This window comes from Micromonospora sp. ATLC20, from assembly GCF_057196585.1.
The window spans coordinates 1-25,207 of record NZ_JBXUOV010000084.1 but is presented as its reverse complement, the minus strand read 5'-3'; the positions used below and the strand labels follow the sequence as shown (position 1 = coordinate 25,207).

Below are 25,207 nucleotides of genomic sequence, written 5' to 3'. Positions count from 1 at the left end.
AGCCGGTACGCCGCGCCGCCGCCGTCCGGGCCGCCGGGCGGGCGGCGCTCACCGCCGGCCAGATCGCCGCCGTGGACTCCGAGCGGGTCGCCGGGTGGTTCGCCGATCAGTACCCGGACCGGCGCTTCCCCGGCGTGGTGCTCGGCTCGCCGCACGGCGCCGCCGCCCACCTCGCGGCGGCGCTCGGCGTGCCCTGGCTCCCGGCCGGGTTCGAGCTGGCCGGGCAGTGGACCCGGGGGGCGGTGGACCGCCCCGACGCCGCGTACGCGCACGGCGCCACGCTGGCCGCCCGGCTGCTCGACGGCAACCCGCGCGTGCACGTCCGCCAGGTGCACTGCCCGGCCAGCCGGGGCGCGGCGGCCGGTGCGGCGGTGACGTTCGCGGTGCGCTGGCGCACCCTGCCGGAGGCGTACGCGCGCTTCCTGGCCGACCGGCTGGAACCGGCCGCGCCGGTGCTGCTGCTGCACGACGCCCGCACCTGGCCGGTCCGCGACGGCGGCGACGGGCACAGCTTCCAGGCCGGCTGCCCGGCCGGCGGCCTGGACCCGGTCGACTTCCACCCGGACGCCCGCGCCCTCGGTCAGGTGCTGCGCGCCGCCGGCGGCGACGAGACGCGCTGGGCGGCGCCGGAGGTCACGGTGGCGGGCGCGTTCGCCGAGCACGGCGTGGAGTCCGGTTTCGAGCACGACGCCCGCTGTCTCGGCGACCGGTACGGGCATCCGCTGTACCGGGTGGTGGTGCCGCAGCCGGACGCGCTGAGCGCGGTGACCGCCGACCTGTACCGGCGCTGGCTGCGGCGGGCCGGCAAGACCGGCAACCGGCTGGTGGTGGAGTGCGGCCGGCTCCTCGACCCGGCGCAGGTGCTGCGGGCGGGCCTGGTGCCGTACTGGTGCGAGAACGCCACCGCACGCCGGGTCGCCGGCGTCGAGTGGTGGCTGGCCGGCAGCGAGCCGTTCAGCTCGGTGGACGTGCTGCCCGAGCCGCCCGGCCTGCGCTCGCCCGCGTCCGCGGGGCTGCCCCAGTGGCTGGCGGTGGCCGGCTTCGGGCGCAAGCGACGGGCCCTGGACCGGGGTGCCGCGCGCGGCTACCCGGTCGCCTCGGTACCCACCCGACGTGCCACGGAGGTGTTGCGCAACCAGCCCTGCGACCTGCCCGCGCCACCGCCGCTGCGGATGGCCGAGGCCCTCACCGCGCTGCGTGACGCGGGCGCACACCAGGGCCTGCTGGTCTCCTGAACCGCGGCCTGGACCGGCCTGCCGGCCCAACCTCGCGAAACTTCCTCGCAACCCTGCGGTCCGTGATTGAGTACCTACGGAGCGGGAAGACCGCTCGCCGCGAAACGGCCCACGACGCCGTGCGGCGGGCAGCCACCGCTTTCGACGTATCCGTCACGTAACCCAACTTCCTCACCCGGTGCGTGGTCCGACCACGCGCACGACCGGTTCCGACCGGGCGGGGGCTCTTCGGCGAGGGGGCGCGGATGTTCGGACAGACCACCACACCCACACCACCGACCACCGACCGGGGTCTGGAGGACCTGGACGCGGCGGCGCTCGCGTACGCGGCCCGGATCGAGGGCCTGCCACCGGAGCGGCGGCAGGAGGCGCGGGACGACCTGGTCCGGTTCGCGCTGCCGTTCGCCGGCCGGCTCGCCCGCCGCTACCGCGGGCGCGGTGAGCCGCTGGAGGACCTGGAGCAGGTGGCCCGCCTCGGCCTGGTCAACGCCGTCGACAGGTACGACCCGGAACGCGGTTCGTTCACCGCGTACGCGGCGATCACCATCGTCGGCGAGATCAAACGGCACTTCCGCGACCGCACCTGGGGTGTGCACGTGCCGCGCCGGTTGCGGGACCTGATCCTCGAGGTGGGACAGGCGACGGCGACGCTCACCAGTGAGCTGTCCCGCGCGCCCACGGTGGCCGAGCTGTCCGCCCGGCTGGAGACGCCGGAGGAAGAGATCCTCGCCGCGCTGGAGTCGGCCGCCGGGTACAGCCCGGCGTCGCTGAACGCGCCGGTGGGCGGGGAGAGCTCGGCCGAGTTCGGCGACCTGGTCGGTGAGTCCGACCACGCGCTGGAGTCCGTCGACGACCGGATCACCGTCAGCGGCCTGCTGCACCGGCTGCCCTGGCGGGAACGCCGCATCCTGGCGATGCGCTTCTACGGCAACCAGACTCAGGCGGAGATCGCCGCCCGGTTCGGCATCTCGCAGATGCACGTGTCCCGGCTGCTGTCGCGGGCGCTGACCTGGCTGCGTCAGGCGATGCTCGCCGACGCGCCGCCGCCCTGGCAGAACGGCGCGGCCGAGGCCGAACCGGCCAAGGCGCGGATCTCGGTGAAGCAGAACGGCGACCGGGTGGTCGTCGAGGTCGGCGGCGAGGTGGACCGGGCGGGCGCGGACCAGTTGCGCCGGGCGGTGCTCCAGGCGGTCACCGGGCAGCCCCGTGAGGTCGTAGTCGACCTGGTCGGGGCCGGTGGCTTCGACGCCGGCGGGATCGCCGCGCTGATGGCCGGCCGGGAGGCCGCCGCGCGTACCGGGGTGCCGCTGCGGCTGACCCGGGTGCAGCCGGCGGTACGCCGCTCGCTTGCCGCGGCCGGACTGCCGGCCGCCGACTGACGCACGCGCCACCGCGCCGGCTCCCCACCCCCGGGAGGCGGCGCGAGGCGTACGACGAGAGGGCCGGCGCCCGGCGGCCCCGGCCCTCGCCGGTGTCTCAGTTCTCCGGGGTGTCCCCGTGCCCGCGCGGATGCCGCCACCTGTCGTCGGGCTGGTCGTCGCGCTCGGCGTTGAGCGCGCTGCCCTCCGGCTCGTCGGTCTCCTCGAAGCTGGGCCGGCGCACGTCCTCCGGCTCCGGCACCTCCACCGGCCGGGCGCCGGACTGCGGCGCGGGCTGGTAGTCCACCGCCTCCCGCGCGCCGTACGCGCCGCCGGCCGACGGCGACTCCGGCACGTGCCGCTCGTGGTGCATCTCCTCGCTGAAGCTCTGCGGCGGCTTGGTGGTGCGCTGCGGCAGGTCCCGGCCCAGGTCGGACACGAGCGGGCCGTACTTGAGGTCGAACGCGGGCCGCTCGGAGCGGATGCGCGGCATCCGGTCGAAGTTGCGCAGCGGCGGCGGGCAGGTGGTGGCCCACTCCAGCGAGTTGCCGAAGCCCCACGGGTCGTCCACGGTGACCATCGCGCCGTACCGCCACGACTTCCAGATGTTCCAGATCACGAACAGGGTGGACGCGCCGAGGACGAACGAGCCGATGCTGGAGATCGTGTTCAGCGTGGTGAAGCCGTCGCCGGGCAGGTAGTCGGCGTACCGCCGGGGCATGCCCTCGTTGCCCAGCCAGTGCTGCACCAGGAAGGTGGCGTGGAAGCCGATGAACATGGTCCAGAAGTGCATCTTGCCGAGCCGCTCGTCGAGCAGCCGCCCGGTCATCTTCGGGAACCAGAAGTAGAGCCCGCCGAACGCGGCGAACACGATCGTCCCGAACATCACGTAGTGGAAGTGCGCCACCACGAAGTAGGTGTCGGTGACGTGCCAGTCCACCGGCGGGCTGGCCAGCAGCACCCCGGTCAGGCCACCGAGCAGGAACGTCACCAGGAAGCCGACGGCGAACAGCATCGGCGTCTCGAACGTGATCTGTCCCTTCCACATGGTGCCGATCCAGTTGAAGAACTTCACCCCGGTCGGCACCGCGATCAGGAAGCTCAGGATGCTGAAGAACGGCAGCAGCACCTGGCCGGTGGCGAACATGTGGTGCGCCCAGACCGTCATCGACAGCACCGTGATGGCGATGGTGGCGAGCACCAGGCCGGTGTAGCCGAAGATCGGCTTGCGGGAGAACACCGGGATGATCTCGGTGATGATGCCGAAGAACGGCAGCGCGATGATGTACACCTCGGGGTGACCGAAGAACCAGAACAGGTGCTGCCAGAGCATCGGCCCGCCGGTCGTCGAGTCGTACACGTGCGAGTGCAGCAGCCGGTCCGAGGCCAGCGCCATCAGCGCGGCCGCCAGCAGCGGGAACACGAAGATCACCAGGACGCTGGTGAGCAGCGCGTTCCAGGTGAAGATCGGCATCCGGAACATGGTCATGCCCGGGGCGCGCAGCGTCACGATCGTGGTGATCAGGTTGACCGCGCCGAGGATCGTGCCCAGGCCGGACACGGCCAGGCCGACCACCCACAGGTTCCCGCCGACGCCGGGGGAGTGCTGCGAGGTGCTCAGCGGCGTGTACGCGGTCCAGCCGAAGTCCGCCGCGCCGGCCGGGGTGGCGAACCCGCCCACGACCATCAGCGCGCCCAGGAAGTAGAGCCAGTACGCGAACGCGTTCAGCCTGGGGAACGCCACGTCGGCGGCGCCGATCTGCAGCGGCACCAGGTAGTTGGCGAACCCGAAGAACAGCGGGGTGGCGAACAGCAGCAGCATCACCGTGCCGTGCATGGTGAACATCTGGTTGTACTGCTCCGGGGAGACGATCTGCATCCCCGGCCGGGCCAGCTCCGCCCGGATGATCAACGCCAGGATCCCGCCGACGATGAAGTATCCGAACGACGTGACCAGGTAGAGCAGGCCGATCTGCTTGGCGTCGGTGGTGCGCAGCAACCGCCACAGCGCGTTGCCCTTCACCGCCTCCCGTACGGGCCCGGGGAATCCCCCGAACCGGGCCGGCGCGAGGATCGCGGGCCCCCGGTCTCGTGCCGGTTCCGTGACTACCCGCTTGGGCATGGCATCTCACCCCGTGTGACGACAGACAGGACGGGCGGGCGTACCCGGCCCTCTGCCCATGTAACCAGGCGAGAGCGGAGAATTCGGTCAATTAGCCGGGAGCAAGGCCCAGACGACCTTGCCGGCGCCGACCGGGGTGCTGCCCCAGCGCTGGGTGAGCTCCCGCACCAGCATCAGCCCGCGACCGCCCTCGGCACGCGGGTCGCGGCTGCTCGCGGCGCGCGCGTCGGCCGGGCTGCCGTCCATCACCGCGACCCGCAGGTACGGCCGGCGCAGCGTCAGCGTCACCTGCATCGGGGTGCCGGCGTGCCGCACCACGTTGCCGACCAGCTCGCTGAGCACCAGCGACGCCGGGCCGGCCAGCTCCGGCACGTTCCACCTGCCACACGCCTCGGTGACCAGCTCCCGGGCCCGCCGGCAGGCGCCGGCGACCGGCTCCAGCCGGGCCCGCAGCCGGGGCGACGCCGCCGCACCGGCCAGCGCCGTGGCCTCGGCGCAGTCCCGGCGCACCGGCACCACCCGGCAGGCGGTGGTCTCGTTCAGCCACGCCGCCGTCTCGGCGCAGGGTGCGGCGAGCACCATCGGCACCGCCGGCCAGTCGGCGGCCCGGCGGGCGGCGGCGGCGAACACGGACAGCGCCAGCGGCTCGCCGACCTCGATCTCCTCCAGGTCGACCACCAGGGCGTCCGGCTGCGCGGCGAGGCAGCTGTCGAGCACCTCGTGCACCGCGCGCATCGTCCCCAGGTCGAGCGCTCCGGCCAGCCGTACGACAGTGACCGGCGACTCGTCGCGGACCTCGCACCTGATCCGGGTCACCATCGCCGCCTCGTTTCCTTCTCGTCGGGGAGGGCCGCCCTCGTCGGGGGAGGGCCGCCCGGCCGGGGCGGTCGCCGCCTCCCACAGCCGGAGGACTACGGACGTACCCGGGCCCCGGACCGGCGAAACCGGGCATCGGGGCCGCCGGGCGCAGGTCAGCGGCGCTCCCCGCGCCGCGACGCGAGCAGCCCCAGCGCCAGCATGGCGGCGCCCAGCAGCAGGTGCAGCCACGAGTCGGCCCGGTTGACCGCGAGCGCGTTCGCCGCGTCGCGCCGGTCGACCGCCAGCCCGTAGAGCCACAGCACCAGGTAGACCGCGCCGGCGCCGGCCAGGAACGCGCGGGCCCCGGCGACGGTACGGGCCAGCACCAGCCCGGCCACGCCGAGCACCAGGTGCACCAGGTTGTGCACCACCGAGACCTGGAACACACCGAACAGCCGGGCGCCCGAACCCGGCCCGGCGAAGCGCAGATCCGCGAAGTGGCTGGTGACGCCCGGCACGAAACCCAGCGCGCCGAGCAGCAGCAGGAGCACGGCGAACCCCGAGGCGACCCGGCGTACCGGAGCCCGCCCGTCGGCCGGGTTGCGCCGCGCCCGGGAGTGCGCCATCGAGTTCGTCACGCCGGCCTCCTCGCCACCGCGGGAAGCGCCGGTTTCCCTCGGCCGGCGGGCGCAAACGCCGGCCCGGCCGCGCGGGGCGGCCGGGCCGGTGGACGTGCTCGCGGGGGATCAGGCGGGCTGCAGCGGCTTCGTCACGCCCGCCCGGACCCGGTCGTACAGCTCCACGTACCGCTGTGCCATCCGGGCCGGGGTGAACCGCTGGGCCGCTTCGCGCCGGCACGCGGCCGGCTCCAGCCCGGCGGCGGCGAGCACCAGGTCACCCAGCTCCCGCTCGTCGCCGGTGAGCAGGCCGGTGCGGCCGTGCTCGATCAGCTCCGGCAGGCAGCCGCGGGAGGTGGCCACCACCGGCGTGCCGAGCGACAGCGACTCGACCACCGCCGTACCGCCCGGCTCCTCCCAGCGCAGCGGGAACAGCGACGCCCGCGCCGAGGCGACCAGGTCGTCGCGCTCCCGCCCGGCCACCGTGCCGACCCAGCGCACCCGGTCGCCGTCGACGTACGGGGCCACCTGGTCGTAGAAGAAGCGCACGTCCGGGTTCTGCCGGGCCTCGTCGCCGGCCGCGGCCAGATCCTCCGGCCGGTGGTACGGGCCGACCGGACCGGCCAGCACCAGCCGGAACCCGGCCTCCTGCGCCAGCCGGGCGCCCAGGTCCTGTCCCTTGCCCGGGTTGATCCGGCCGAGGATCACCACGTGGTCGCCCTTCGCCACCGGCGTGTGCCGGTCCGCGTCCACGGCGAGCGGGGTGGACAGGTGCACGTGTCCCACCGAGTGCGCGCGCAGCGCCTCCGGGGCGCGGGCCAGCTGCGACGCGGACACCCCGTTGACCCGTACCCGGTCGCCGCCGTCGAGGTTGCCGTACAGCTCCGGGTGCTTGGCGAGGTCCCAGTGCAGGGTGTGCAGCACCGGCGGGGCGTCCGGGCCCATCGCGGCGAGCGTGGCCAGGCCGACCGCCTCCACGTGGTCGTGCACCAGGTCGATGTCGTCGCGGGCGTGCAGCGCCCGCACCACCCCGGACAGGTGCGCCTGGGAGACGCCGCAGACCTGGTTGTACGGCCGCTGCAAGGCGTGGAACTGGCCGTCCGGGAAGACCGCGATCCGCTCGTCCACCGGCAGCGTGCTGCTCTCCACCGAGGCGAGCACCACCCGTACGCCCAGCCGGCGCAGCTCCGGCACCAGCGTGGCGATCACGTTCTCGATCCCGCCGTAGCCCGGCGGCGGCACGGACAGCCACGGCCCGGCGTTCATCAGCACGGTGAGCGTCATGCGCTGTCCTCTCCGGTGTTCTTGCTGTTCATGCGGCCGCCACCCGGCGGCGGGGAAGGCGGTTGCGCATCTGCGCCAGCGGCGGGCGTTCCTGCACCGACACGTCGTTCACGACGATCTCGCGGTCCAGGTTGGGCAGCGCCTCGGAGCCGCCCCGGCGGAACTGGGTCAGCAGCGCGGTCGGCGCCACCCCCGGCGCCGCCCACCCGCGCCGTTGCAGCCGCGACCAGGCGGTCAGCATGATCTGCGCGGACATCCGGCCCAGCGCGGCGGTGTCCTGGTGCCGGTGCTTGCGCTCACCCAGGTCGACCTGGGCCAGCGCGTCCAGCCCGACCAGTTCCAGCAGGTCGATCAGCATGGCCGTCTCGACGCCGTACCCGGTGACGAACGGCACCCGCTCCAGCACCTCACGGCGGCCGGCGTACTCGCCCGCGAGCGGCTGCACGAAACCGGCCAGCTCCGGCCAGAACAGGTTCAGCAGCGGCCGGGCCATCAGCTCCGTCACCCGTCCGCCACCGTCGGGCTCCACACTTGTCGCACCGACCAGCGGCCGGTGGTAGAAGCCCTTCACGAACTCCACGCTCGGGTCCGTCAGCAGCGGCCCGAGCAGCCCGGTCACGAAGTGCGGCCGGAATTCGCGCAGGTCGGCGTCGACGAACGCGACAAGGTCCCCCTCGGCGGCGGCCAGCCCGGCCCAGAGCGCGTCGCCCTTGCCGGTCAGCCGGGGCAGCCCGCGCGTCATCGCGTCCTGGCTGACCACCTCGGCGCCGGCCGCGCGCGCCACCTGGGCCGTCCGGTCGGTGGAGCGGGAGTCCACCACGATCAGCTCGTCGACGAGCGGCACGCGGTCCATCAGGTGTTCCCGGACGGTCGACACGATCGCGCCGACTGTCGCCTCCTCGTTGCGGGCCGGCAGCACCACGCTGACCCGGCTCGCGCCCTTGGCCCGGACCAGCCGTTGCGCCGGCCAGTCGGCGGCGGTGCTGGTGCGGTACGTGGCCCACGCCTCCACCACAGGTGAGACGGTCGAATCTGATTCCCGCACGGGCACCCCCCATTAGTGGTGGAATCGCGAACCATGGTTTTCCCAATCCCGCATCCGCGCTAACCGGATCTTGCCTAACAACCTGATCACCAGGTGCGTACCGGGCGGTTCCGGGCAGATGAACGTTGCGTTGCGCCCCCCGGTGGCGTTTCGCGCGCCGCCGCCGGGGGGAGTGGTGACCGAAGTCTTCCAGTCGTGGCGAGAGGGTTGGTCGGATGCGTACCTGCCGGGTGGGACTAGTCGGAGCCGGTGGGGTGGCGCAACGCCACGCCCGGGTGCTCACGGGCTTCGAGGACGTGGAGCTGCTCGGTGTGACCGACGTCGCGCCCGAGGCTGCGAGGGCGCTCGCCGGCACGTACGGCGGCCGGGTGTTCCGCGACGTGGACGAGCTGCTCGCGGCCGGCCCGGACGCGGTGTACGTGTGCGTGCCGCCGTTCGCGCACGGCCCGGTCGAGGAGGCGGTGGTCGCCGCCGGGGTGCCGATGTTCGTGGAGAAGCCGGTGGCGCTGGACCTGGAGACCGCCGAGCGGGTCGCGGCGCTGGTGGAGCAGCGCGGCCTGCTCACCGGCGTCGGGCACCACTGGCGTTACCTGCACGTGGTGGAGGAGGCACGGCGGCTGCTCGCCGGCCGTCCGGTCCGGATGGTCAACGGCGCCTGGCTGGACAAGGTGCCGCCGGTGGCGTGGTGGGCGCGGCGGGACCGCTCCGGCGGCCCGGTGGTCGAGCAGGCCGCGCACGTGCTGGACCTGGTCCGGCTGCTGGCCGGCGAGGCGGTCGAGGTGACCGCGTACGGCGACGGCAGCCCGCCGCCGGTCGACGGCGCCGACATCGACTCGGTGACCGCCGCCACGCTGCGGTTCGGCTCCGGCGCGGTCGGCACGCTCGCGGCGTCCTGCGTGCTCGGCTGGAAGCACCGGGCCGGCGTGGAGATCCTCGCCGACGGGCTGGCGCTGTGGCTGGCCGAGGACGGCCTGACCGTGCGTGACGCCGACGGCGAGCGGCATGTTCCCGCCGACCCGGACGGCGCGCGGGTCGCCGTCGACCGGGCGTTCGTCGACGCCGTGTGCGGCCTCGGCGACGACGTGCGGGTGCCGTACGCCGAGGCGCTGCGCACCCACCGGCTGGCGCTGGCGGTGGCCGAGTCGGCGCGTACCGGACGGCCGGTGGCGCTGCCGACCGGCCCGGCGGCCCGGCTCACCGCCGCGGTCGCGGACGCGGGGGTGAGCGTCGATGCGTGACCGGGTGGTGGTGGTCGGCGGACCCGGCCGGGTGGAGCTGGCCGAACTGGACGCGCCGGAGCTGCGCGAGGGCACGTTCCGGGTGGAGACGCTCTACAGCGGCGTCTCGGCCGGCACCGAACTGAGCTTCGTCAAGGGCACCAACCCCTATCTGCACGTCACCTGGGACGCCGCGCTCGGGCTGTTCCGCCCGGGCGGGGCGAGCACGCCGTATCCGGTGACCCGGCTCGGCTACATGCAGGTCGGGCGCGTGGTGGCCAGCCGTACCCCGGCCGTCGCGGTGGGCGAGGTCGGCGCCATGACGTACGGCCACCGCAGCGGCTGGGTGGCCGACCCGCTCACCGAACGGTTCGTGCCGCTGCCCGACGACCTCGATCCGCTGCTCGGCGTGTACGTCGCGCACATGGGCCCGATCTGCGCCAACGGGCTGCTGCACGCCGCCGCCGACCTGTGCGGCACCGACGTGCGCACGCTCGGTGACGGCGTACGCGGACGCCGGGTGGCGGTGGTCGGCGGCGGCGTGGTGGCGCTGCTGACCGCGCTGTTCGCCCGCCGGCACGGCGCCGCCTCGGTGGTGGTGGTCGACCCGACGCCGGCCCGGCGGCAGGTCGCCGAGGCGCTCGGCCTGGACACGCTCGACCCGGACGCGGACGACCCGGCGGTGGTGCTCAAGACGCGGTGGAACCACGCCGTCGGGGACCGGGGTGCCGACGTGGTCTTCCAGTGCCGCGGCCAGGACTGGGCGTTGCAGCTCGCGCTGCGCCTGCTGCGCCCCCAGGGCACGGTGATCGACCTGGCGTTCTACCAGGCCGGCGCGGACGCGGTCCGGCTCGGCGAGGAGTTCCACCACAACGGGTTGTCGCTGCGCTGCGCGCAGATCGGCCGGGTGCCGCGCGGCCTGGTCCCCACCTGGGACCGGGAGCGGCTGTCGGCGGAGACGGTGGAGCTGCTGCGCCAGTACGGGGACGTGATCCGCAAGCACCTGATCTCGGCAGTGGTCCCCCTGGACGAGGCCCCCACCCTGCTGACCGACCTGGCCGAACGCCGCCGCAGCGAGCTCCAGGTCGTCCTCACCCCCTGACTCCCTTCCCAGGGCGTCGATCATGAGGTTGGCGGCGACAAAGCGGACACGACAGGCCGTCAACCTCATGATCGACGGAAGCGGGCGGGGGAGCGGGTGGGCGGTGGAATGCGGCGCGCGGTGGGCGGGGGTCACAATCGGCTCCGGTTCGCGTACCGTTGCCGCTCATGGGTGTGTCGCAACGGTTGAAGACCAGGTTCCGCCGGTTCCTCCAGCGCCCGGGGACGACAGTCGACCTGGCGCCGCTGGAGAAGCTGCTGCCGGCGATCGAGGCGCGCGAGGCGGACCTGGAGCAGCTCTCCGACGCCGAGCTGACCGAGGCCGCCGGCCGGGCCACGGGGTACGAGGAGATCTGCGCGATCGGCCGCGAGGCGGCCCGGCGCGGGCTCGACCAGCGCCCCTACGACGTACAGCTGCTCGGCGCGATGGCGCTGCTGTCCGGCAAGGTCGCCGAGATGGCCACCGGTGAGGGCAAGACGCTCACCGCCACGGTCGCCGCGTACGGCCACGTGCGGCTGGGCAACGGCCCGGTGCACGTGCTCACCGTCAACGACTACCTGGCCCGCCGCGACGCCGAGTGGATGACGCCCGTCTACGACCTGCTCGGCCTGACCGTCGGCTGGGTCAACGAGGCGTCCACGCCCGACGAGCGGCGTGCCGCGTACGGCTGCGACGTCACCTACGTTTCGGTCAGCGAGGCCGGCTTCGACTTCCTGCGCGACCAGCTCGTCACCGACCTGGCCGACCGGGTGCAGCCGGCGCTGAAGACCGCGATCGTGGACGAGGCCGACTCGATCCTGATCGACGAGGCCCGGGTGCCGATGGTGCTGGCCGGCGCGGTCGGCGGCGAGCAGGATCCGGTGCACGCGGCCGCCGCGCTGGTGCGCGGCCTGCGCAAGGGCAAGCACTACACGATCGCCGAGGACGGCCGCAGCGTCGCCTTCACCTCGGTCGGCCTGGCCACCGTCGAGGCCAAGCTCGGTGGCATCGACCTGTACGACGAGGAGCACGTCGGGCAGCTCTCCGCGGTGAACGTGGCGCTGCACGCGCACGCCCTGCTGCACCGCGACGTGGACTACATCGTCCGGGACGACTCGGTCGAGCTGATCGACGAGATGCGCGGCCGGGTCGCGCAGCGCCGCCGCTGGCCGGACGGGCTGCAGGCCGCGGTCGAGGCGAAGGAGGGCCTGGACGCCACCGCCGAGGGCGAGGTGCTGGGCACGATCACCGTGCAGGCGTACATCGCGCTCTACCCGACGGTCTGCGGCATGACCGCGACCGCGGTGCTCGTCGGCGACCAGCTCCGCGAGTTCTTCGGCCTCGAGGTCGCGGTGATCCCGCCGAACACCCCCTGCGTCCGCGAGGACGAGCCGGACCGGATCTACGCCACCCGCGCCGAGAAGGAGGAGGCGCTGGTCGACGAGATCACGCGCTGCCACGAGGCGGGGCGGCCGGTGCTGGTCGGCACGCTCGACGTCAAGGAGTCCGAGGGGCTGGCCGCCGCGCTCAACGCCGCCGGCGTGTCGTGCGTGGTGCTCAACGCCAAGAACGACGACGAGGAGGCCGGCATCATCGCGGAGGCCGGCGCGTACGGCGCGGTGACGGTCTCCACCCAGATGGCCGGCCGGGGCGTCGACATCCGGCTGGGCGGCAGCGACCAGGCCGACCGGGACCGGGTGGCGGAGCTGGGCGGCCTGTACGTGATCGGCAGCGGCCGGCACGACAGCCGCCGGGTCGACGACCAGCTCCGCGGCCGGGCCGGCCGGCAGGGCGACCCGGGCGGGTCGGTGTTCTTCGTCAGCCTGGAGGACGACCTGGTGGTCCGGCACGCCGGCGACACCGTGCCGGCCTCGCCCCGGATGAACGCCGACGGTCTGGTCACCGACCCGCAGGTCGACTACGCGGTGGAGCACGCCCAGCGGGTCGCCGAGGGCGTCAACCACGAGATCCACCGCAACACGTGGCGCTACAGCCAGGTGATCGAGCAGCAGCGCAAGGCGCTGGCCGAGCGCCGGGAGCGGCTGCTGACCAGCGACATCGCCGCGCTGATGCTGCTGGAGCGGGTGCCGGAGAAGGCCGGCGACATGGACGAGGACCTGCTCGCCGACGTGGCCCGCAAGATCGCCCTCTACCACCTGGACCGGCTCTGGGCCGACCACCTGGCCGAGCTGTCCGAGGTACGCGAGGGCGTGCACCTGCGGGCGCTGGGCCGGCTCGACCCGCTCGACGAGTTCCACCGCAGCGCGGTGCCGGCGTTCAACGCGCTGGTGCCCGAGATCGAGACGCGGACCGTGGCCACGTTCGAGGAGACCGAGTTCGACGAGGGCTGGGAGCCGGACTCGTCGAAGCTGGTGCGCCCGACCGCCACCTGGACCTACCTCGTGCACGACAACCCGTTCGGCTCGGAGCTGGACCGGCTGATCGCCTCGGTGGGTCGGCGGCTCATCTCCGGGTCGCGCTGACCCGCGCCGAAGGCCCCTTCCGGCGCCACCGGGAGGGGCCTTTTTGCGCGGTTTCGCGCGCGGTCTGCGAGGGTAGTAGGCCGGGGCCCGGCCACAGGAGGGACGGACATGGGACAGGCAACGGTGCCGGACGGGGAGACCGCGCGGACGCACGCGGGGACGGTGGAGGCCCCGGCCCGGTGAACCTCGACACGCGCCAACCCATGATCGACAACCTCGGTGTGCTGGAGACGGCCGCGCTGCTGCGCGAGCTGACCGCCGGCCTGATCGGTGCGGCCGGGTTCGACGAGGCGCTTGACCGCCTGGTCCGGATCGCCCGCGACGCCGTGCCGGGCGTGGACTGCTGCGGCTTCACCGCGCTGCGCGCCGGTGAGCCCGCCGGGGTGGCCGCCTCCGACCCGGACCGGGCCGAGCTGGACGACCTGCGGCACGGCCCGGACACACCGGCGATGACGGCGATCCGCCGCCGGGAGATGATCATCGCGGGCGGGTTGCCCGACGAGACGCGCTGGCCGGCCTGGAGCGAGCGGGCCCGCGCGCTGGGCGTGCACGGGGTGATCTCCGCCCCGGTCGACGTGGACGAGCAGGTGATCGGCGCGATCAACCTGTACGCGGAGGCGCCCGACGCGCTCACCCCCCGGCACCAGCTCACCGCGATGCTGCTCGCCGAGCACGCCGGTCTGCTGCTGGCCGCCGCGCGTGACCGCGAGCGGGCCGCCTCCCGGGCCGGTGAGATCGACGACTCGCTGCTGGCCGAGGGCGTGGTCGGGCAGGCCGTCGGCGTGATCATGACGCAGCGTGGCTGTCCCGCCCCGGAGGCCCTGCGGGTGCTGCGCAGCGCCGCGTCCTCGCTGGACATCCCGCTGCGCGAGGTGGCCGAGAGGCTCGTGCTGACCGTCTCCCGGCCCCGGGACAACTGAGCGACAGTCGTTTCACCCCGCGGCACCTCGGGTAGCACTCTGGACTGGTGAGCTGCGCCGACCTGGGGAGGAAGCGATGCAGAGCCGACTGCGGGTGCAGGGGCATCCCATTCAACCGATGCTTGTCACGTTCCCGTTCGGCCTGTTCGTCTGCGCCGCGGTCTTCGACCTGGCCGACGTGGCCGGCGGCCCGGCGTTCCTCGGCGAGGTGGGCTACTGGACCGCCGTGGCCGCGCTCGTCGCCGCCGGGCTCACCACAGTCGCCGGCCTGGTCGACCTGTGGGACGTCCGCGCCGGGCGCACCAGCCGGACCGTGCTGACGTTCAACCTGGTCAACGCCGTCATGGCGGCGCTCTTCCTGCTGTCCTGCCTGATCCGGGCGAACGCGCCGCAGCGGGGCGCGAACGGCGCCCTGCTCGCCGCCGAACTCGTTGCGCTCGCCGTCGGCGCGGTCGGGGTGGCCCTGGGCGCGCGGCTGATGCAGCAGTTCGACCGGGCCGCCGAGCCGAGCGGCTTCGAGACGTTCGGCGACGTGCCCGCCGGGTCCACAGTCGAGATCGCCCGCCCGCGCCCGTTCTGACCCCTGCGGAAATGCGTTGCCGCAGCCACCGCCGGGCGGCAGGCTCACGGGCATGGTCGGCACGTTCGAGGAACTGGTAGCCGAAGCCGAGGCGGCGCCGGTCGAGGGCTGGGGCTTCGACTGGCTGCGCGGCCGCGCCACCGAGGAGCGCCCGCCCTGGGGGTACGCGCGCCTGGTCGGCGAACGGATGGCCGCCGTGAACGCGGCGCTGGACATCGACACCGGCGGGGGAGAGGTGCTGGCCGAGGTGCCCGCGCCGCCGCCGCTGCTGGTCGCCACCGAGGCGTGGCCGCCGAACGTGCCGGTGGCCCGGCGCCACCTGCGCCCGCTCGGCGCGTCCGTGGTGCGGGTGGGCGACCGCCCGCCGCTGCCGTTCCGGGACGCCGCCTTCGATCTGGTCGTGAGCCGTCATCCGGTGCACACCTGGTGGGGCGAGGTGGCCCGGGTGCTGCGACCCGGCGGCGCCTACCTGTCCCAGCAGATCGGCCCCGGCACGATGCGGGAGCTCAGCGAGGCCGTCCTCGGGCCGCTGCCGCCGCCGGAGCACCGCCATCCGGAGGCGGCGGTCGCCGAAGCGCGGGCCGCCGGGCTGACGGTGGTCGACCTGCGTGAGGCCACGCTGCGTGCCGTCTTCCATGACATCGGCGCGGTGGTCTGGTTCCTGCGCAAGGTGGTCTGGACGGTGCCCGGCTTCACCGTCGGCCGCTACACCGACGAGCTGCGCCGCCTGGACGAGCGGATCCGCGCCGAGGGACCGTTCGTCGCGTACGCCCGCCGTTTCCTCATCGAGGCGCGCCGGGACTGAGCGGGCCGGGCCGGTGGGCGGCGGCGTGGTGCGCGGCCAGCACGTCGGCGCCGAAGTCACCGGCCGGGCGGCGCAGCACGGTGTGCGCGTGGTTGCCGTCGTCGGTGGTGTTGTCGTACTCGATCAGCAGGTCGTCGCCCTGCACCCGGTAGTAGTGCCGCCGGCCCGGCTCGACCGGGCCGGCCCAGGCGAAGTGCAGCTCGCCGCCGTCGAGCCGGTCGGCCTCCCGGGCCGCCAGCTCCGGCGGGAGCCGGTCCAGGTAGAGCGCGACCAGCCGGTCGAGCAGCGCCCGGCCGGTGGGCCGCAGCCGCCCCCGGGGTACGCCGAGCGGGTCGAGCCGTCCCGGCGCGGTGGCCCGGGTGGCGCTGATGATGTCGGCGGGCGCCTCGTCGGCGATGATCGCGGCGGAGCGGCCGGCCGGTCCGAGCGCGTCGAGCAGCTCGCGGGCCAGGTCCTCCTCGGGGCCCAGGGGCCGGGAGACCGGGCGGCCGGCGTGCCGGACGGTGGCCGGGTTGGCGCCGAGGAAGACCGGCGCGGGTGAGACCCGGTCGTCGGCGACCGTCATGCTCACCGACAGGTGGTGTCCCTCGAACCGCCAGGCCCAGTCGTCGTCGCGGGCCGGGTCGCCGAAGACGGCCACCCAGTAGTCGCCGCTGTGCCGGCCGCGCCGCCAGTCCTCGGCCCGGTCCAGCACCTCCTCCAGCGCCATCACGGTCATGGCCTGGGCGTACGCGGCCGGGCTGAGCGCGGTGGCGAGCAGCCGGTGGGCGGCCTTGTGGGCGTCGACGTCCAGGCCGGCGAGCGCGACGCCGGGCCGGGGCCGCGGCCGGTACTCCAGCCACCGCCGGGCCGGCTCGTCATCGAAGGCGTGCCGGGCGGCGCCGCGGGCCGGCTCGTCCAGCGCGGCCAGGAACGCCGCGGCGGCCGTGCGCATCTGCTCGGGTACGGGATCCTCCACCGTCCCTGTATACCGCCCGCCGGTCACGCGCGGCCGAGCAGCGTCAGCATGTCGGGCAGCTCGAAGAACCGGGCGGTCTCCACCGCGGACGGTCCGCCGTGGTCCGGGTCGGCGCCGGCGTCGAGCAGCGCGCGGACGGCGGCCTCCTGGCGCCGGAACACCGCCGCGGCGAGCGCGGTCTGCCCCCTGTCGTTCACCCGGGCCGGGTCGGCGCCCCGCGCCAGCAGCGCGGCCACCGTCTCCGGGTGGGCGTGGTACGCGGCGAGGATCAGCAGCGTGTCGCCCTTGGCGTTGGTGAGGTTGACCGGCAGCCCGGCGTCCACGTTGGCGGCAAGTTCCTCGGTGGCGCCGGCCCGCGCCAGGTCGAACATCCGGTGGGCGAAGGCGATGGTCTCGTCGTCGAGTTCGTCGGGCATCCGCCCAGGCTATGGCGTCGCGGCCGGACGCGCCTGGTACCTTGCGCAGCCGGGCACGGGAGGCGCGCACATGGACGATCGGGTGTACGTGGGCAACGCGGCGGTGGACGGCGCGACCGACGCGGGCTGGCTGCTGGGCCACTTCAAGCCGGCCGGGGACGTGCGGCACAGCACCGACGTGGAGGTGAAGTGGGGCGTGCACCCGGCGGGGGAGACCCGGTCCCGGTGGGCCACCGGTGAGCGGCGTACCGCCCTGCTGGTGCTGATCAGCGGCGCGTTCCGGATCGAGCTGCCGGACCGGACGGTGGTGCTGCGCGCGCCCGGTGACTACGTGGTGTGGGGCCGGGGTGTGGACCACTCCTGGTACGCCGAGCGCGAGTCCACGGTGCTCACCGTCCGCTGGCCGTCGGTGCCGGGTTACCAGGTGGGCCCGCCGGTCCTCCGCTGAGCCGCGCCCGGCGTCCCAGTATTCGGTATTACCTACTAAACCGATAGGCTTTACCGTCTAAGCTGTGGGAGCACATCCGCTCCGCACCGTGAGGACGCACCGCCGATGACCAGCACCGTTCCCGCCGACCTGCTCGCCGTCGCCGCCCGCTGGGCCGACCCGGACGGCTGGCCGGTGCCGCTGCGATTCGAGGCGCCCGAGCGCTGGTACGCCCGGCTGGACGCCGGCGACGCACACGAGGTGTGGGCGCTGAGCTGGCTGCCCGGACAGGGCACCGGCCTGCACGACCACGGCGGCTCGGCCGGTGCGTTCCTGGTCGTGGCCGGCGTGCTCACCGAGGAGACGGTGAGCGGCGGGCGGCTGCGCCCGCACCGGCTCGCCGCCGGAGCCGGTCGGCGCTTCGGCGCCCGGCACGTGCACCAGGTCACCAACCACGGCGACGAGCCCGCCGTCAGCGTGCACGTGTACCGGCCGGCGCTGACCCGGATGACCCGCTACCACCTCGTCGCCGGCCGGCTCCGGGTCGCCGAGGTGGCCCGAGCCGGTGTGGCCTGGTGAGCCGCCCTCGCAACCCCGACGAACGGAAGGACGCCACGATGGCGCAGACCCCCACCCGCACCGAGCGCTGTCCGGTCCCGCCGCCCGGCTCGCGGGGCATCGACGAGATCCTCGCGGCCGCCCGCGCCCGCCTGCGCCGGCTCGACCCGGAGCAGGCCCACCTGGCGTGCCGGGGCGGCGCGCTGCTGGTGGACATCCGCCCGGCCGCCCAGCGTGCCGCGCAGGGCACAGTGCCCGGCTCCCTCGTGGTCGAACGCAACGTGCTGGAGTGGCGCTTCGACCCGCGCTGCGCGGCCCGGCTGCCGCAGGCGACCGGCTACGACGTCCCGGTGATCGTGCTCTGCCAGGAGGGCTACACCTCGTCGCTGGCCGCCGCCGCGCTCCAGGACCTCGGCCTGCACCGGGCCACCGACGTCGTCGGCGGCTTCGCCGCCTGGCAGATCGCCGGCCTGCCCACCCTCGGTCCCACCCCGCCGACCCGACCCTCGTCCGCCGCGCCCCCGGTCACCGCCGCCGGGGCGCTCCGCTGACCGTCCCGCCGCACCCGGCTGGGCGGGGCGACCGCCCGCACAGGAGGCTCCCATGTCCGTCGTCGCCCTCACCACCCGTCCGGCCCGCCCGGGCCGCCCCGACCGGGCCGTGCCGCCCCGGCCGCGTACCGCACCGACGCTCACCATCACGCTCGACCTGGGCGCCGGGCCGCTGACGCCGGGCCTCGCACGCCTGGTCGACCTGCTCGACGAACTGGCCGCGTCCGGCGAGGGACTGGCCGCCTCCGGCGAGGGGCCACCCGCCCGTACCGTGCTCGACCTGCGCCGCGGCGACGCCGCCGCCCCGGCGGCGCCCGTCCCCGGCGGCGTGCGCATCCTCACCGGCACCCGGCGGGTCCGGCACGGCGGCGCCGAGATCCCGCTGACCCGCATCGAGTACGACCTGCTGCTGTTCCTCGCCGAACATCCCCGCCGCGTGTTCACCCGCCTGCAACTTCTCGCGAACGTCTGGGGCTACGAGCACGCCGTGGCGCGCACCGTCGACGTGCACGTGCGCCGGCTGCGGGCCAAGTTCGGGCCGGACACGCCGCTGGTGACCACCGTGTACGGCGTGGGCTACCGCCTCGCCGACGACGCCGCGATCCTCGTGGACCGCGACGCCTGACCCCGGCCCGGCCGGCACGCGGCGCACCCCGGGATCGGGTGCGCCGCGTTCACGTTCGCCGCTGATCCGCCATTGTGAACGCCCGGGGAGACCCCCCGTACCACCGCGAATCGGTGCTCTGCTGTAATCAACGGGCCTCGCACGCAGAGCGAGCGCACGGCTGCGATGTGTTCGTCAAATGTCACATTCATGCAACGCGGCCGCCCCTTGACCCTCGCAGAGACGCCGGGAAGCATCGATGAAGCGGCGTCCCGGGCCGTGGGGAGATACCCGGACCAGCCCAAGGAGGACCATGTCGGTCAGCCCCGCCTCGTCGCGCGCCGGATGGCATACGTCCCAACCCGCGGTCCCCGGTCGCCCCCCGGGCGGCCAGCGTCGTCCCGCGAACACGGCCGCCGCGCCCATGCTCACCGTCACCCTCACCATTCCCCTGGCCTGCGAGGAGTCGCTGACCCCGGCCGCCCGCCGGCTGCTCGACGCCGCCCGCGAGATGCTCGAACGCGGCGACGCGGTGGTCAGCGCGGGCACGGTCCCGGCCGAGCGCCGGCCCGACGCCGTGCCGGGCGGCCGCGCTCCGGCCCGCCCGCTCGCTCCGACCATCCCCACCCTGCACATCCTCGCGTCGTCCCGGTCGGTGCTGCGCGACGGCGAGCCGCTGCCGCTGACCCGCCTGGAGTTCGACCTGCTGCTGCACCTGGTCGCCCACCCGCGCCGGGTGTTCACCCGGCTGCAACTGCTCAACGCGGTCTGGGGGTACGAGCACGCCGGCGTCCGCACCGTCGACGTGCACGTACGCCGGCTGCGCGGCAAGGTCGGCGTGGACGTCCCGCTCGTCACCACCGTCTACGGCGTCGGCTACCGGCTCGCCGACGACGCCCGCGTCACCATCGACCGCACCGGCTGACCGTCCGGGACCACCACCCGCCGATCGGCGCCGGACGGAGCCCCGACCGCCCGAACCGATCATGTGGTGACCCGCCCGCCCGCGCGGCACGATGGTCCGATGCGCGTGCGCCCGATCAGCCCCGACCGGCTCGTCACCGAGCTGGCCGAGCGTCTCGCCCGCACCGGGACGCCCGGCCGGCTGCGGGTCGCCGTGGACGGCCCACCCGCCGCCGGGCCGGACACGCTCGCCGGGGCGCTCGTCGACCCGCTGCGCGCCGCCGGCCGGCCGGTGCTGCACGTCCGCGCCGGCGACTTCCTCCGCCCCGCCTCGGTACGCCTGGAGCACGGCCGGACCGACCCCGACGCGTACTACGAGGGCTGGCTCGACGAACCCGGGCTGCGCCGCGAGGTGCTCGACCCGGCCGGCCCGGACGGCTCCGGCCGGCTGCTGCCGTCACTGTGGGACGCCGCCGCCGACCGGGCCAGCCGCGCCGCGTACGTCGATCTGCCGCCCGGCGGCGTGGTCCTGGTCAGCGGCGCGCTGCTGCTCGGCGGCACGCTGCCGTTCGACGTCACCGTCCACCTCGTGCTCTCCCCGGCGGCGCTTGCGCGGCGCACCGACCCGGCGCTGCGCTGGACCCTGCCCGCGTTCGCCCGCTACGCCGGCGAGGTCGACCCGGCGTCCTTCGCCGACGTGGTGGTCCGGGCCGACGATCCGCGTCGTCCGGCGCTCGTCGAGGCCGCCTGACCAGCGGCTGCGGACTCACCGGAAACACTCAGGAAACAGCCGGTTTGACCCGCCGAGGGCGGGGGTAATCGCCCGGCTCACAGAGCACGGGTGATCTCGTCGCCCGCGCATCCACAGTCGGACCGGGTCCGGGGCGCTGGCCGCCCCGGTCCGGTATGAGGGTGTAGGAAAGGCAGGCAGCGATGCTCGTCCACGACACGACAGCCACCGGCCGCTCCCAGGCGGAGGTCGACCAGATCCGGCAGTCCCTGCGGTCGCGGTACGACGAGCTGACCGCCGAGTACGAGAACACCGTGGCGCAGAGCCAGGTGCTGCGGCTGGTGGAGGTCGGCGACACCGCCGGCGACGACCAGGCCGACAGCGGCACCAAGACCGCCGAGCGGGACACCGCGCAGTCGCTGCTGCGCACCATCCTGGACCGGCGGGCCCAGTTCGAGCACGCGCTGACCCGCCTGGACGAGGGCACCTACGGCTTCTGCGAGGGCTGCACCGCCCCGATCCCGGTGGAGCGGCTGGAGATCTTCCCGTCCGCGACCTCCTGTGTGGCCTGCAAGCAGACCAGGGAGCGGCGGGCGGCCTGAACGCCGTTCCGGTTGCCGGTCGGTCCTGCAGCGCGGTGAACTCCCATCATGGGTGAGATCAAGGTGGGCACCGCCTCGTGGACCGACCGGACGCTGCTCGACTCCGGCTGGTACCCGGCGAGCGCCGACACCCCGGAGAAGCGGCTGTCCTACTACGCCCGGCAGTTCCCGCTGGTCGAGGTGGACGCCACCTACTACTCGCCGCCGGCCGAGCGGACCGCCAGGCTGTGGGCCGAACGCACCCCGCCCGGGTTCACGTTCAACGTCAAGGCGTTCAGCCTGCTGACCGGCCACCCCACCCGCGTCTCCGCGCTCTACAAGGACCTGCGCCCGGACACCGACAAGCGCAACGTCTACCCGGACGACCTGCCCGCGCAGGCGTACGAGGAGGTGTGGACCCGGTTCCTGTCCGCCCTCGACCCGCTCGTCGAGGCCGGCAAGCTGGGCGCGCTGCTGTTCCAGTTCCCGCCCTGGTTCACCATCAAGCGCGCAAACAAGCAGTACCTGCTGGAGGTGGCCCGCCGGTGCGCGCCGCTGCGTCCGGTGGTCGAGTTCCGGCACGCCTCCTGGTTCGACGGCGACAACGCCGAGGAGACGCTCGGCTTCCTGCGCGAGCACGACCTGCCTTTCGTCTGCGTGGACATGCCGCAGGGACACAAGTCGTCAGTACCGCCGGTGCTGGCGGCCACCGCGGACCTCGCGGTGGTCCGGTTCCACGGGCACAGCGACAAGTGGACCAGCAAGGACATCCACGAGAAGTTCGGCTACGACTACTCCGAGCGGGAACTGCGCGACTGGGCGCCGAAGCTGCGCGAGCTGGCCGGCGAGGCCGGGCAGACACACATCCTGATGAACAACTGTTATCGGGACTACGCGCAGCGCAACGCCACCACACTCGCCGGCCTGCTGGACGCCTGAGCGACTCACCCGGTCCGGGTGAGGTCCACTCACCCACCCCCGCCGCAGCATGAACGGTGGGCGCCGGCTCGGGCGCCGCGACGAGGAGGTGGGTCATGACGGTACGGGTGGTGGCGGACCGGCGCCGCGGTGGCGTACTGCACGTGGTCGGCAGCTCCGAGGCGCCACGGCGGGCCGAACGGCCCGGCCGGTTCAGTCCGACCCGGTTGTGGCGGGGCCCCAGCGGTCCGCCGCGCCGCGCCGACGACCGACGCTGGGAGACCGAAGTACGGGGGTGAGCCCGATGGCCGAACAGCTGTTGTCCGCGTTCGAGTCCTCGCTGGACAAGACGAACGTGATCCTCAAGGAGATCGAGTCCGCGTACGGCTGGCCGAAGGAACAGCGCAACCAGTCCTACGCCGCGCTGCGTACCGTGCTGCACCTGTTGCGGGACCGGCTGCCGGTGCAGGAGAGCGCCGAGTTCGCCCAGCAGTTGCCGGTGCTGGTGCGAGGGATCTACTTCGACGGCTGGCAACCGGAGAACGTGCCGATCAAGCTCAACCGCGACGACTTCCTGTACGAGGTGCGCCAGGGCTTCCCGTACGACGTCGAGGGCGGCGCGCAGCGGGTGGTGCAGGTCGTGCTGGACACGCTGCGGCGGCACGTCACCCAGGGCGAGTGGGAGGACGTGAAGGCCACCATGCCGGGTGACCTGCGTCAGATGATTCCCTGATCCGGCACCGGACCGGCCCGTCCCGCCCCCTCGGCGGGGCGGGCCGCCGGCGTGCCGGCCAGGAACATCGCCGTGCCCTACTGAAGGTTGATCTGGAAGACCTCGAACGTGGCGCCGAACCGTGCGCCGAGCCGGCTGCCGGCCGGCCGGGCCATGCCCTCCAGGAACTCCTCGGCGTCGAAACCGCCGTCGCCGAGCCCGCTCAGGTACGCACCGTGCGCCCGCAGCGACGCCACACCCCTGTCGAACGTGTCGGTCACGTCCACCCCGTGCCGGGCCATGGGCGAACCGGCCGCCCACACCTCGCGGACCCGCGACCACGGCTGCGTGCCGTCGGTGAGCTGCTCCGGGAAGATCCACCGGTTGCCGGCGTCGCGGACCGCGTCCAGCGTGGCCCGGCCGCAGGCGATGTGGTCGGCCTGGTTCAGCGCGTACGCGCCGTCCCACGTCTCCCGGAAGTTGTTCGTCAGCACCACGTCCGGCCGGTGCCGGCGCACCACGGCGGCGATGGCCCGGCGCAGCGGCACGCCGTACTCCACCAGCCCGTCGGGCAGGCCGAGGAACTCGACCTCCGACACCCCGACCACGGCGGCGGAGGCCCGTTGCTCCTCCTCGCGCACCACCCGGGCGCGTTCCGGCGTCATCCCGTCGATGCCCGCCTCGCCGCTGGTGAGCAGGCAGTACACGACCTCCTTGCCCTGCCCGGTCCAGCGCGCCACCGCGGCGGCGGCGCCGAACTCCAGGTCGTCGGGGTGGGCCACCACTGCCAGCGCCCGCTGCCAGTCCTCGGTCAGCGGGGTGAGTGGCTCCGGCTGCGTCACGTGCGTCTCCTCGCGTCGTCCTCCCGCCATCCTGGCACTCGCCCACTCCCGTCGCTTGCCCCGCGAACCGTCCGTACGGCGGCGTCCGGGCGTCTACGGTGTGGTTAGAGAAGATCGGGCGTGGGGTACCACCCGCTGCACACGGACCCCGGCACCACGCGGGGCGGCACACCGAGGGAGCACCCATGGCATTGAACGACGACGACATCCAGAGCAGCGGCGGCAGTGGCCTGGAGGGCCCGGCCGACGGCGGTGCCACCCCGGGTCAGCACGACGGTGGCGCGGACGGCGGCGCGGAGGGTCCGGCCGACGGTGGCGCGACTCCGGGTCAGCACGACGGCGGCGCGGACGGCGGCGCGGAGGGCCCCGCTGACGGTGGCGCGACTCCGGGTCAGCACGACGGTGGCGCGGACGGCAGCGCCGAAGGTCCGGCCGACGGTGGCGCGACTCCGGGTCAGCACGACGGCGGCGCCGACGGCAGCGCCTGACACATGAGCACCACGCACGTCGACCCGCCGGGTGGCCACGGCCGCCCGGCGGTTCCGTTCTCCGCGACCGAGGCGCTGGCCCGGTGCGTGGCGGTGGAGCCGGCCAAGTTCGCCGCCGACCACTGGGGGCGCAGCCCGCTGCTGTCCCGCGCCGCCGAGCTGCCGAACGCCGACGGCTTCACCGACCTGCTCAGCACCGCCGACGCCGACGAGCTGCTCAGCCGCCGCGGCCTGCGTACCCCGTTCCTGCGGGTGGCGAAGGACGGCCAGTTGGTGCCGGCGGCGCGGTTCACCGGCGGCGGTGGCGCGGGCGCCGAGATCGGCGACCAGGTCCTGGACGAGAAGGTGCTGGCGCTGTACGCCGACGGGGCGACGCTGGTGCTGCAGGGCCTGCACCGCACCTGGCCGGCGATCGTCGACTTCGCCCGCGACCTGGGCACCGCGCTGGCCCAGCCGTTGCAGGTGAACGCCTACCTCACCCCGGCCGGCAGCCAGGGCTTCGCCACCCACTACGACACCCACGACGTGTTCGTGCTCCAGGTGGACGGACGCAAGCACTGGCGGATCCACCCGCCGGTGCTGGCCGACCCGCTGGAACGCCAGCCGTGGGGCGGCCGGGCCGACGAGGTCTCCGCGACCGCCGAGGGCCGCCCCGAACTGGACGTGGTGCTGGAACCGGGCGACGCGCTCTACCTGCCGCGCGGCTGGCTGCACAGCGCCCAGGCGCAGGAGTCCAGCTCGCTGCACCTGACCGTGGGCATCCGGGCGCTGACCCGGTACGCGGTGGTCGAGGAGCTGCTCGCGCTCGCCGCCGAGGACGCGCGGCTGCGCGCGAGCCTGCCGTTCGGGCTCGACCTGGCCGACCCGGACGCGATCGAGCCGGAACTGACCGAGACGGTCGAGGCGCTGCGCGACTGGCTGCTGCGGGCCGACCCGGCGGCGGTCGCCGGCCGGCTGCGCGCCCGGGTGAGGCC

The 25,207-nt window shown here is 74.4% G+C and carries 27 protein-coding genes; 19 read left to right on the top strand and 8 right to left on the bottom strand.

Going from position 1 to position 25,207, the window contains the following annotated elements; all coding sequences use genetic code 11:
• Together AC2CHG_RS18430 and AC2CHG_RS18425 are read left to right on the top strand one after the other, a co-directional pair.
• Positions 1 to 1,235: hypothetical protein (locus tag AC2CHG_RS18430; RefSeq protein WP_484525217.1), on the top strand; the 1,235-nt coding region annotated here is incomplete at its 5' end.
• Between the two features lie 245 nt (positions 1,236 to 1,480).
• Positions 1,481 to 2,614: a SigB/SigF/SigG family RNA polymerase sigma factor gene (locus tag AC2CHG_RS18425; RefSeq protein WP_484525216.1), complete on the top strand. Its 1,134-nt coding sequence runs from the start codon at positions 1,481 to 1,483 to the stop codon at positions 2,612 to 2,614.
• A gap of 97 nt (positions 2,615 to 2,711) precedes the next feature.
• On the opposite strand, the gene ctaD is transcribed toward AC2CHG_RS18425, so the two are convergent.
• From ctaD to AC2CHG_RS18400, 5 genes are all read right to left on the bottom strand, one after another.
• A complete protein-coding gene (ctaD, locus tag AC2CHG_RS18420) occupies positions 2,712 to 4,715 on the bottom strand; it encodes an aa3-type cytochrome oxidase subunit I (protein WP_484525215.1) in 2,004 nt (667 codons plus the stop codon).
• Positions 4,716 to 4,802: 87 nt separating this feature from the next.
• A complete protein-coding gene (locus AC2CHG_RS18415) occupies positions 4,803 to 5,534 on the bottom strand; it encodes an ATP-binding protein (protein WP_262015556.1) in 732 nt (243 codons plus the stop codon).
• A 152-nt stretch (positions 5,535 to 5,686) separates the two neighbouring features.
• Positions 5,687 to 6,139 carry a DUF4383 domain-containing protein gene (locus tag AC2CHG_RS18410; RefSeq protein WP_355510590.1) on the bottom strand — a complete coding sequence of 151 codons (453 nt, stop codon included), beginning with the start codon at positions 6,137 to 6,139 and terminating at the stop codon, positions 5,687 to 5,689.
• Positions 6,140 to 6,259: 120 nt separating this feature from the next.
• Positions 6,260 to 7,414: a glycosyltransferase gene (locus tag AC2CHG_RS18405; protein ID WP_355510480.1), complete on the bottom strand. Its 1,155-nt coding sequence runs from the start codon at positions 7,412 to 7,414 to the stop codon at positions 6,260 to 6,262.
• A 28-nt stretch (positions 7,415 to 7,442) separates the two neighbouring features.
• On the bottom strand, positions 7,443 to 8,426 hold the full coding sequence (locus AC2CHG_RS18400) for a glucosyl-3-phosphoglycerate synthase (protein WP_262015590.1): 984 nt from the start codon (positions 8,424 to 8,426) through the stop codon (positions 7,443 to 7,445).
• Positions 8,427 to 8,674: 248 nt separating this feature from the next.
• Here AC2CHG_RS18400 and AC2CHG_RS18395 point away from each other — a divergent pair, with 248 nt between their 5' ends.
• The 6 genes from AC2CHG_RS18395 to AC2CHG_RS18370 all read left to right on the top strand — a co-directional run bounded on the left by AC2CHG_RS18395 (position 8,675) and on the right by AC2CHG_RS18370 (position 15,545).
• Positions 8,675 to 9,697, top strand: coding sequence for a Gfo/Idh/MocA family protein (locus AC2CHG_RS18395; protein ID WP_484525214.1), 1,023 nt, complete (start codon positions 8,675 to 8,677; stop codon positions 9,695 to 9,697).
• Entirely contained in the window at positions 9,690 to 10,778 is a 1,089-nt protein-coding gene (locus AC2CHG_RS18390) for a zinc-dependent alcohol dehydrogenase (protein ID WP_484525213.1), read from the top strand. The genes AC2CHG_RS18395 and AC2CHG_RS18390 overlap by 8 nt, the downstream gene beginning before the upstream one ends.
• A gap of 167 nt (positions 10,779 to 10,945) precedes the next feature.
• Positions 10,946 to 13,240: an accessory Sec system translocase SecA2 gene (secA2, locus tag AC2CHG_RS18385; protein ID WP_194801640.1), complete on the top strand. Its 2,295-nt coding sequence runs from the start codon at positions 10,946 to 10,948 to the stop codon at positions 13,238 to 13,240.
• Between the two features lie 203 nt (positions 13,241 to 13,443).
• Positions 13,444 to 14,160 carry a GAF and ANTAR domain-containing protein gene (locus AC2CHG_RS18380; protein ID WP_228532436.1) on the top strand — a complete coding sequence of 239 codons (717 nt, stop codon included), beginning with the start codon at positions 13,444 to 13,446 and terminating at the stop codon, positions 14,158 to 14,160.
• Positions 14,161 to 14,236: 76 nt separating this feature from the next.
• Positions 14,237 to 14,740, top strand: coding sequence for a DUF2231 domain-containing protein (locus tag AC2CHG_RS18375; protein WP_194801638.1), 504 nt, complete (start codon positions 14,237 to 14,239; stop codon positions 14,738 to 14,740).
• A 52-nt stretch (positions 14,741 to 14,792) separates the two neighbouring features.
• The gene (locus AC2CHG_RS18370) at positions 14,793 to 15,545 is read left to right on the top strand and encodes a class I SAM-dependent methyltransferase (protein ID WP_194801637.1); all 753 of its coding nucleotides are present in this window, start codon (positions 14,793 to 14,795) and stop codon (positions 15,543 to 15,545) included.
• Here AC2CHG_RS18370 and AC2CHG_RS18365 read toward each other — a convergent pair.
• Together AC2CHG_RS18365 and AC2CHG_RS18360 are read right to left on the bottom strand one after the other, a co-directional pair.
• Positions 15,523 to 16,503 (bottom strand): DUF3500 domain-containing protein, encoded by a 981-nt coding sequence (locus AC2CHG_RS18365; RefSeq protein WP_194801636.1) that lies wholly within the window; start codon positions 16,501 to 16,503, stop codon positions 15,523 to 15,525. The two genes, AC2CHG_RS18370 and AC2CHG_RS18365, sit on opposite strands and share 23 nt — an antisense overlap.
• A gap of 23 nt (positions 16,504 to 16,526) precedes the next feature.
• A complete protein-coding gene (locus tag AC2CHG_RS18360) occupies positions 16,527 to 16,919 on the bottom strand; it encodes an ankyrin repeat domain-containing protein (protein WP_194801635.1) in 393 nt (130 codons plus the stop codon).
• Between the two features lie 70 nt (positions 16,920 to 16,989).
• On the opposite strand from AC2CHG_RS18360, the gene AC2CHG_RS18355 reads away from it, so the two are divergent.
• The 9 genes from AC2CHG_RS18355 (at position 16,990) to AC2CHG_RS18315 (ending at position 22,924) form a co-directional block, all read left to right on the top strand.
• On the top strand, positions 16,990 to 17,367 hold the full coding sequence (locus AC2CHG_RS18355; RefSeq protein WP_194801634.1) for a cupin domain-containing protein: 378 nt from the start codon (positions 16,990 to 16,992) through the stop codon (positions 17,365 to 17,367).
• A 105-nt stretch (positions 17,368 to 17,472) separates the two neighbouring features.
• Positions 17,473 to 17,925, top strand: coding sequence for a cysteine dioxygenase (locus tag AC2CHG_RS18350; protein WP_194801633.1), 453 nt, complete (start codon positions 17,473 to 17,475; stop codon positions 17,923 to 17,925).
• A gap of 38 nt (positions 17,926 to 17,963) precedes the next feature.
• Entirely contained in the window at positions 17,964 to 18,455 is a 492-nt protein-coding gene (locus AC2CHG_RS18345) for a rhodanese-like domain-containing protein (RefSeq protein ID WP_194801632.1), read from the top strand.
• Positions 18,456 to 18,507: 52 nt separating this feature from the next.
• Entirely contained in the window at positions 18,508 to 19,080 is a 573-nt protein-coding gene (locus AC2CHG_RS18340; protein WP_194801631.1) for a winged helix-turn-helix domain-containing protein, read from the top strand.
• A 292-nt stretch (positions 19,081 to 19,372) separates the two neighbouring features.
• Positions 19,373 to 19,984, top strand: a complete 612-nt coding sequence (locus tag AC2CHG_RS18335; protein WP_269696868.1) for a winged helix-turn-helix domain-containing protein — start codon at positions 19,373 to 19,375, stop codon at positions 19,982 to 19,984.
• A gap of 99 nt (positions 19,985 to 20,083) precedes the next feature.
• Positions 20,084 to 20,713, top strand: a complete 630-nt coding sequence (locus AC2CHG_RS18330; protein ID WP_194801629.1) for a nucleoside/nucleotide kinase family protein — start codon at positions 20,084 to 20,086, stop codon at positions 20,711 to 20,713.
• A 182-nt stretch (positions 20,714 to 20,895) separates the two neighbouring features.
• A complete protein-coding gene (locus AC2CHG_RS18325) occupies positions 20,896 to 21,294 on the top strand; it encodes a TraR/DksA family transcriptional regulator (protein WP_194801628.1) in 399 nt (132 codons plus the stop codon).
• Between the two features lie 48 nt (positions 21,295 to 21,342).
• Positions 21,343 to 22,212, top strand: a complete 870-nt coding sequence (locus AC2CHG_RS18320; protein WP_194801627.1) for a DUF72 domain-containing protein — start codon at positions 21,343 to 21,345, stop codon at positions 22,210 to 22,212.
• 283 nt (positions 22,213 to 22,495) lie between these two features.
• Positions 22,496 to 22,924: a DUF2267 domain-containing protein gene (locus tag AC2CHG_RS18315; RefSeq protein ID WP_194801626.1), complete on the top strand. Its 429-nt coding sequence runs from the start codon at positions 22,496 to 22,498 to the stop codon at positions 22,922 to 22,924.
• Positions 22,925 to 23,001: 77 nt separating this feature from the next.
• Here the strand turns inward: AC2CHG_RS18315 and AC2CHG_RS18310 are convergent, their stop codons facing one another.
• Positions 23,002 to 23,745, bottom strand: a complete 744-nt coding sequence (locus tag AC2CHG_RS18310) for a PIG-L deacetylase family protein (protein ID WP_355510456.1) — start codon at positions 23,743 to 23,745, stop codon at positions 23,002 to 23,004.
• Between the two features lie 185 nt (positions 23,746 to 23,930).
• Here AC2CHG_RS18310 and AC2CHG_RS18305 point away from each other — a divergent pair, with 185 nt between their 5' ends.
• Together AC2CHG_RS18305 and AC2CHG_RS18300 are read left to right on the top strand one after the other, a co-directional pair.
• Positions 23,931 to 24,233 carry a hypothetical protein gene (locus tag AC2CHG_RS18305; RefSeq protein WP_026268594.1) on the top strand — a complete coding sequence of 101 codons (303 nt, stop codon included), beginning with the start codon at positions 23,931 to 23,933 and terminating at the stop codon, positions 24,231 to 24,233.
• Positions 24,234 to 24,236: 3 nt separating this feature from the next.
• The coding region (locus tag AC2CHG_RS18300) for a cupin domain-containing protein (RefSeq protein WP_484525212.1) at positions 24,237 to 25,207 on the top strand (971 nt) is incomplete at its 3' end.

Excerpts from the sequence above, each read along its gene's own strand:
- AC2CHG_RS18320 (WP_194801627.1), top strand. The coding sequence starts at position 21,343 with ATGGGTGAGATCAAGGTGGGCACCGCCTCGTGGACCGACCGGACGCTG.
- AC2CHG_RS18415 (WP_262015556.1), bottom strand. The coding sequence starts at position 5,534 with ATGGTGACCCGGATCAGGTGCGAGGTCCGCGACGAGTCGCCGGTCACT.
- AC2CHG_RS18370 (WP_194801637.1), top strand. The coding sequence starts at position 14,793 with ATGGTCGGCACGTTCGAGGAACTGGTAGCCGAAGCCGAGGCGGCGCCG.
- AC2CHG_RS18350 (WP_194801633.1), top strand. The coding sequence starts at position 17,473 with ATGACCAGCACCGTTCCCGCCGACCTGCTCGCCGTCGCCGCCCGCTGG.
- AC2CHG_RS18380 (WP_228532436.1), top strand. The coding sequence starts at position 13,444 with ATGATCGACAACCTCGGTGTGCTGGAGACGGCCGCGCTGCTGCGCGAG.
- AC2CHG_RS18355 (WP_194801634.1), top strand. The coding sequence starts at position 16,990 with ATGGACGATCGGGTGTACGTGGGCAACGCGGCGGTGGACGGCGCGACC.
- AC2CHG_RS18360 (WP_194801635.1), bottom strand. The coding sequence starts at position 16,919 with ATGCCCGACGAACTCGACGACGAGACCATCGCCTTCGCCCACCGGATG.
- AC2CHG_RS18410 (WP_355510590.1), bottom strand. The coding sequence starts at position 6,139 with ATGGCGCACTCCCGGGCGCGGCGCAACCCGGCCGACGGGCGGGCTCCG.
- AC2CHG_RS18375 (WP_194801638.1), top strand. The coding sequence starts at position 14,237 with ATGCAGAGCCGACTGCGGGTGCAGGGGCATCCCATTCAACCGATGCTT.
- AC2CHG_RS18330 (WP_194801629.1), top strand. The coding sequence starts at position 20,084 with ATGCGCGTGCGCCCGATCAGCCCCGACCGGCTCGTCACCGAGCTGGCC.
- AC2CHG_RS18315 (WP_194801626.1), top strand. The coding sequence starts at position 22,496 with ATGGCCGAACAGCTGTTGTCCGCGTTCGAGTCCTCGCTGGACAAGACG.
- AC2CHG_RS18390 (WP_484525213.1), top strand. The coding sequence starts at position 9,690 with ATGCGTGACCGGGTGGTGGTGGTCGGCGGACCCGGCCGGGTGGAGCTG.
- AC2CHG_RS18325 (WP_194801628.1), top strand. The coding sequence starts at position 20,896 with ATGCTCGTCCACGACACGACAGCCACCGGCCGCTCCCAGGCGGAGGTC.
- AC2CHG_RS18305 (WP_026268594.1), top strand. The coding sequence starts at position 23,931 with ATGGCATTGAACGACGACGACATCCAGAGCAGCGGCGGCAGTGGCCTG.
- AC2CHG_RS18345 (WP_194801632.1), top strand. The coding sequence starts at position 17,964 with ATGGCGCAGACCCCCACCCGCACCGAGCGCTGTCCGGTCCCGCCGCCC.
- ctaD (WP_484525215.1), bottom strand. The coding sequence starts at position 4,715 with ATGCCCAAGCGGGTAGTCACGGAACCGGCACGAGACCGGGGGCCCGCG.
- secA2 (WP_194801640.1), top strand. The coding sequence starts at position 10,946 with ATGGGTGTGTCGCAACGGTTGAAGACCAGGTTCCGCCGGTTCCTCCAG.
- AC2CHG_RS18340 (WP_194801631.1), top strand. The coding sequence starts at position 18,508 with ATGTCCGTCGTCGCCCTCACCACCCGTCCGGCCCGCCCGGGCCGCCCC.
- AC2CHG_RS18335 (WP_269696868.1), top strand. The coding sequence starts at position 19,373 with ATGTCGGTCAGCCCCGCCTCGTCGCGCGCCGGATGGCATACGTCCCAA.
- AC2CHG_RS18395 (WP_484525214.1), top strand. The coding sequence starts at position 8,675 with ATGCGTACCTGCCGGGTGGGACTAGTCGGAGCCGGTGGGGTGGCGCAA.
- AC2CHG_RS18405 (WP_355510480.1), bottom strand. The coding sequence starts at position 7,414 with ATGACGCTCACCGTGCTGATGAACGCCGGGCCGTGGCTGTCCGTGCCG.
- AC2CHG_RS18425 (WP_484525216.1), top strand. The coding sequence starts at position 1,481 with ATGTTCGGACAGACCACCACACCCACACCACCGACCACCGACCGGGGT.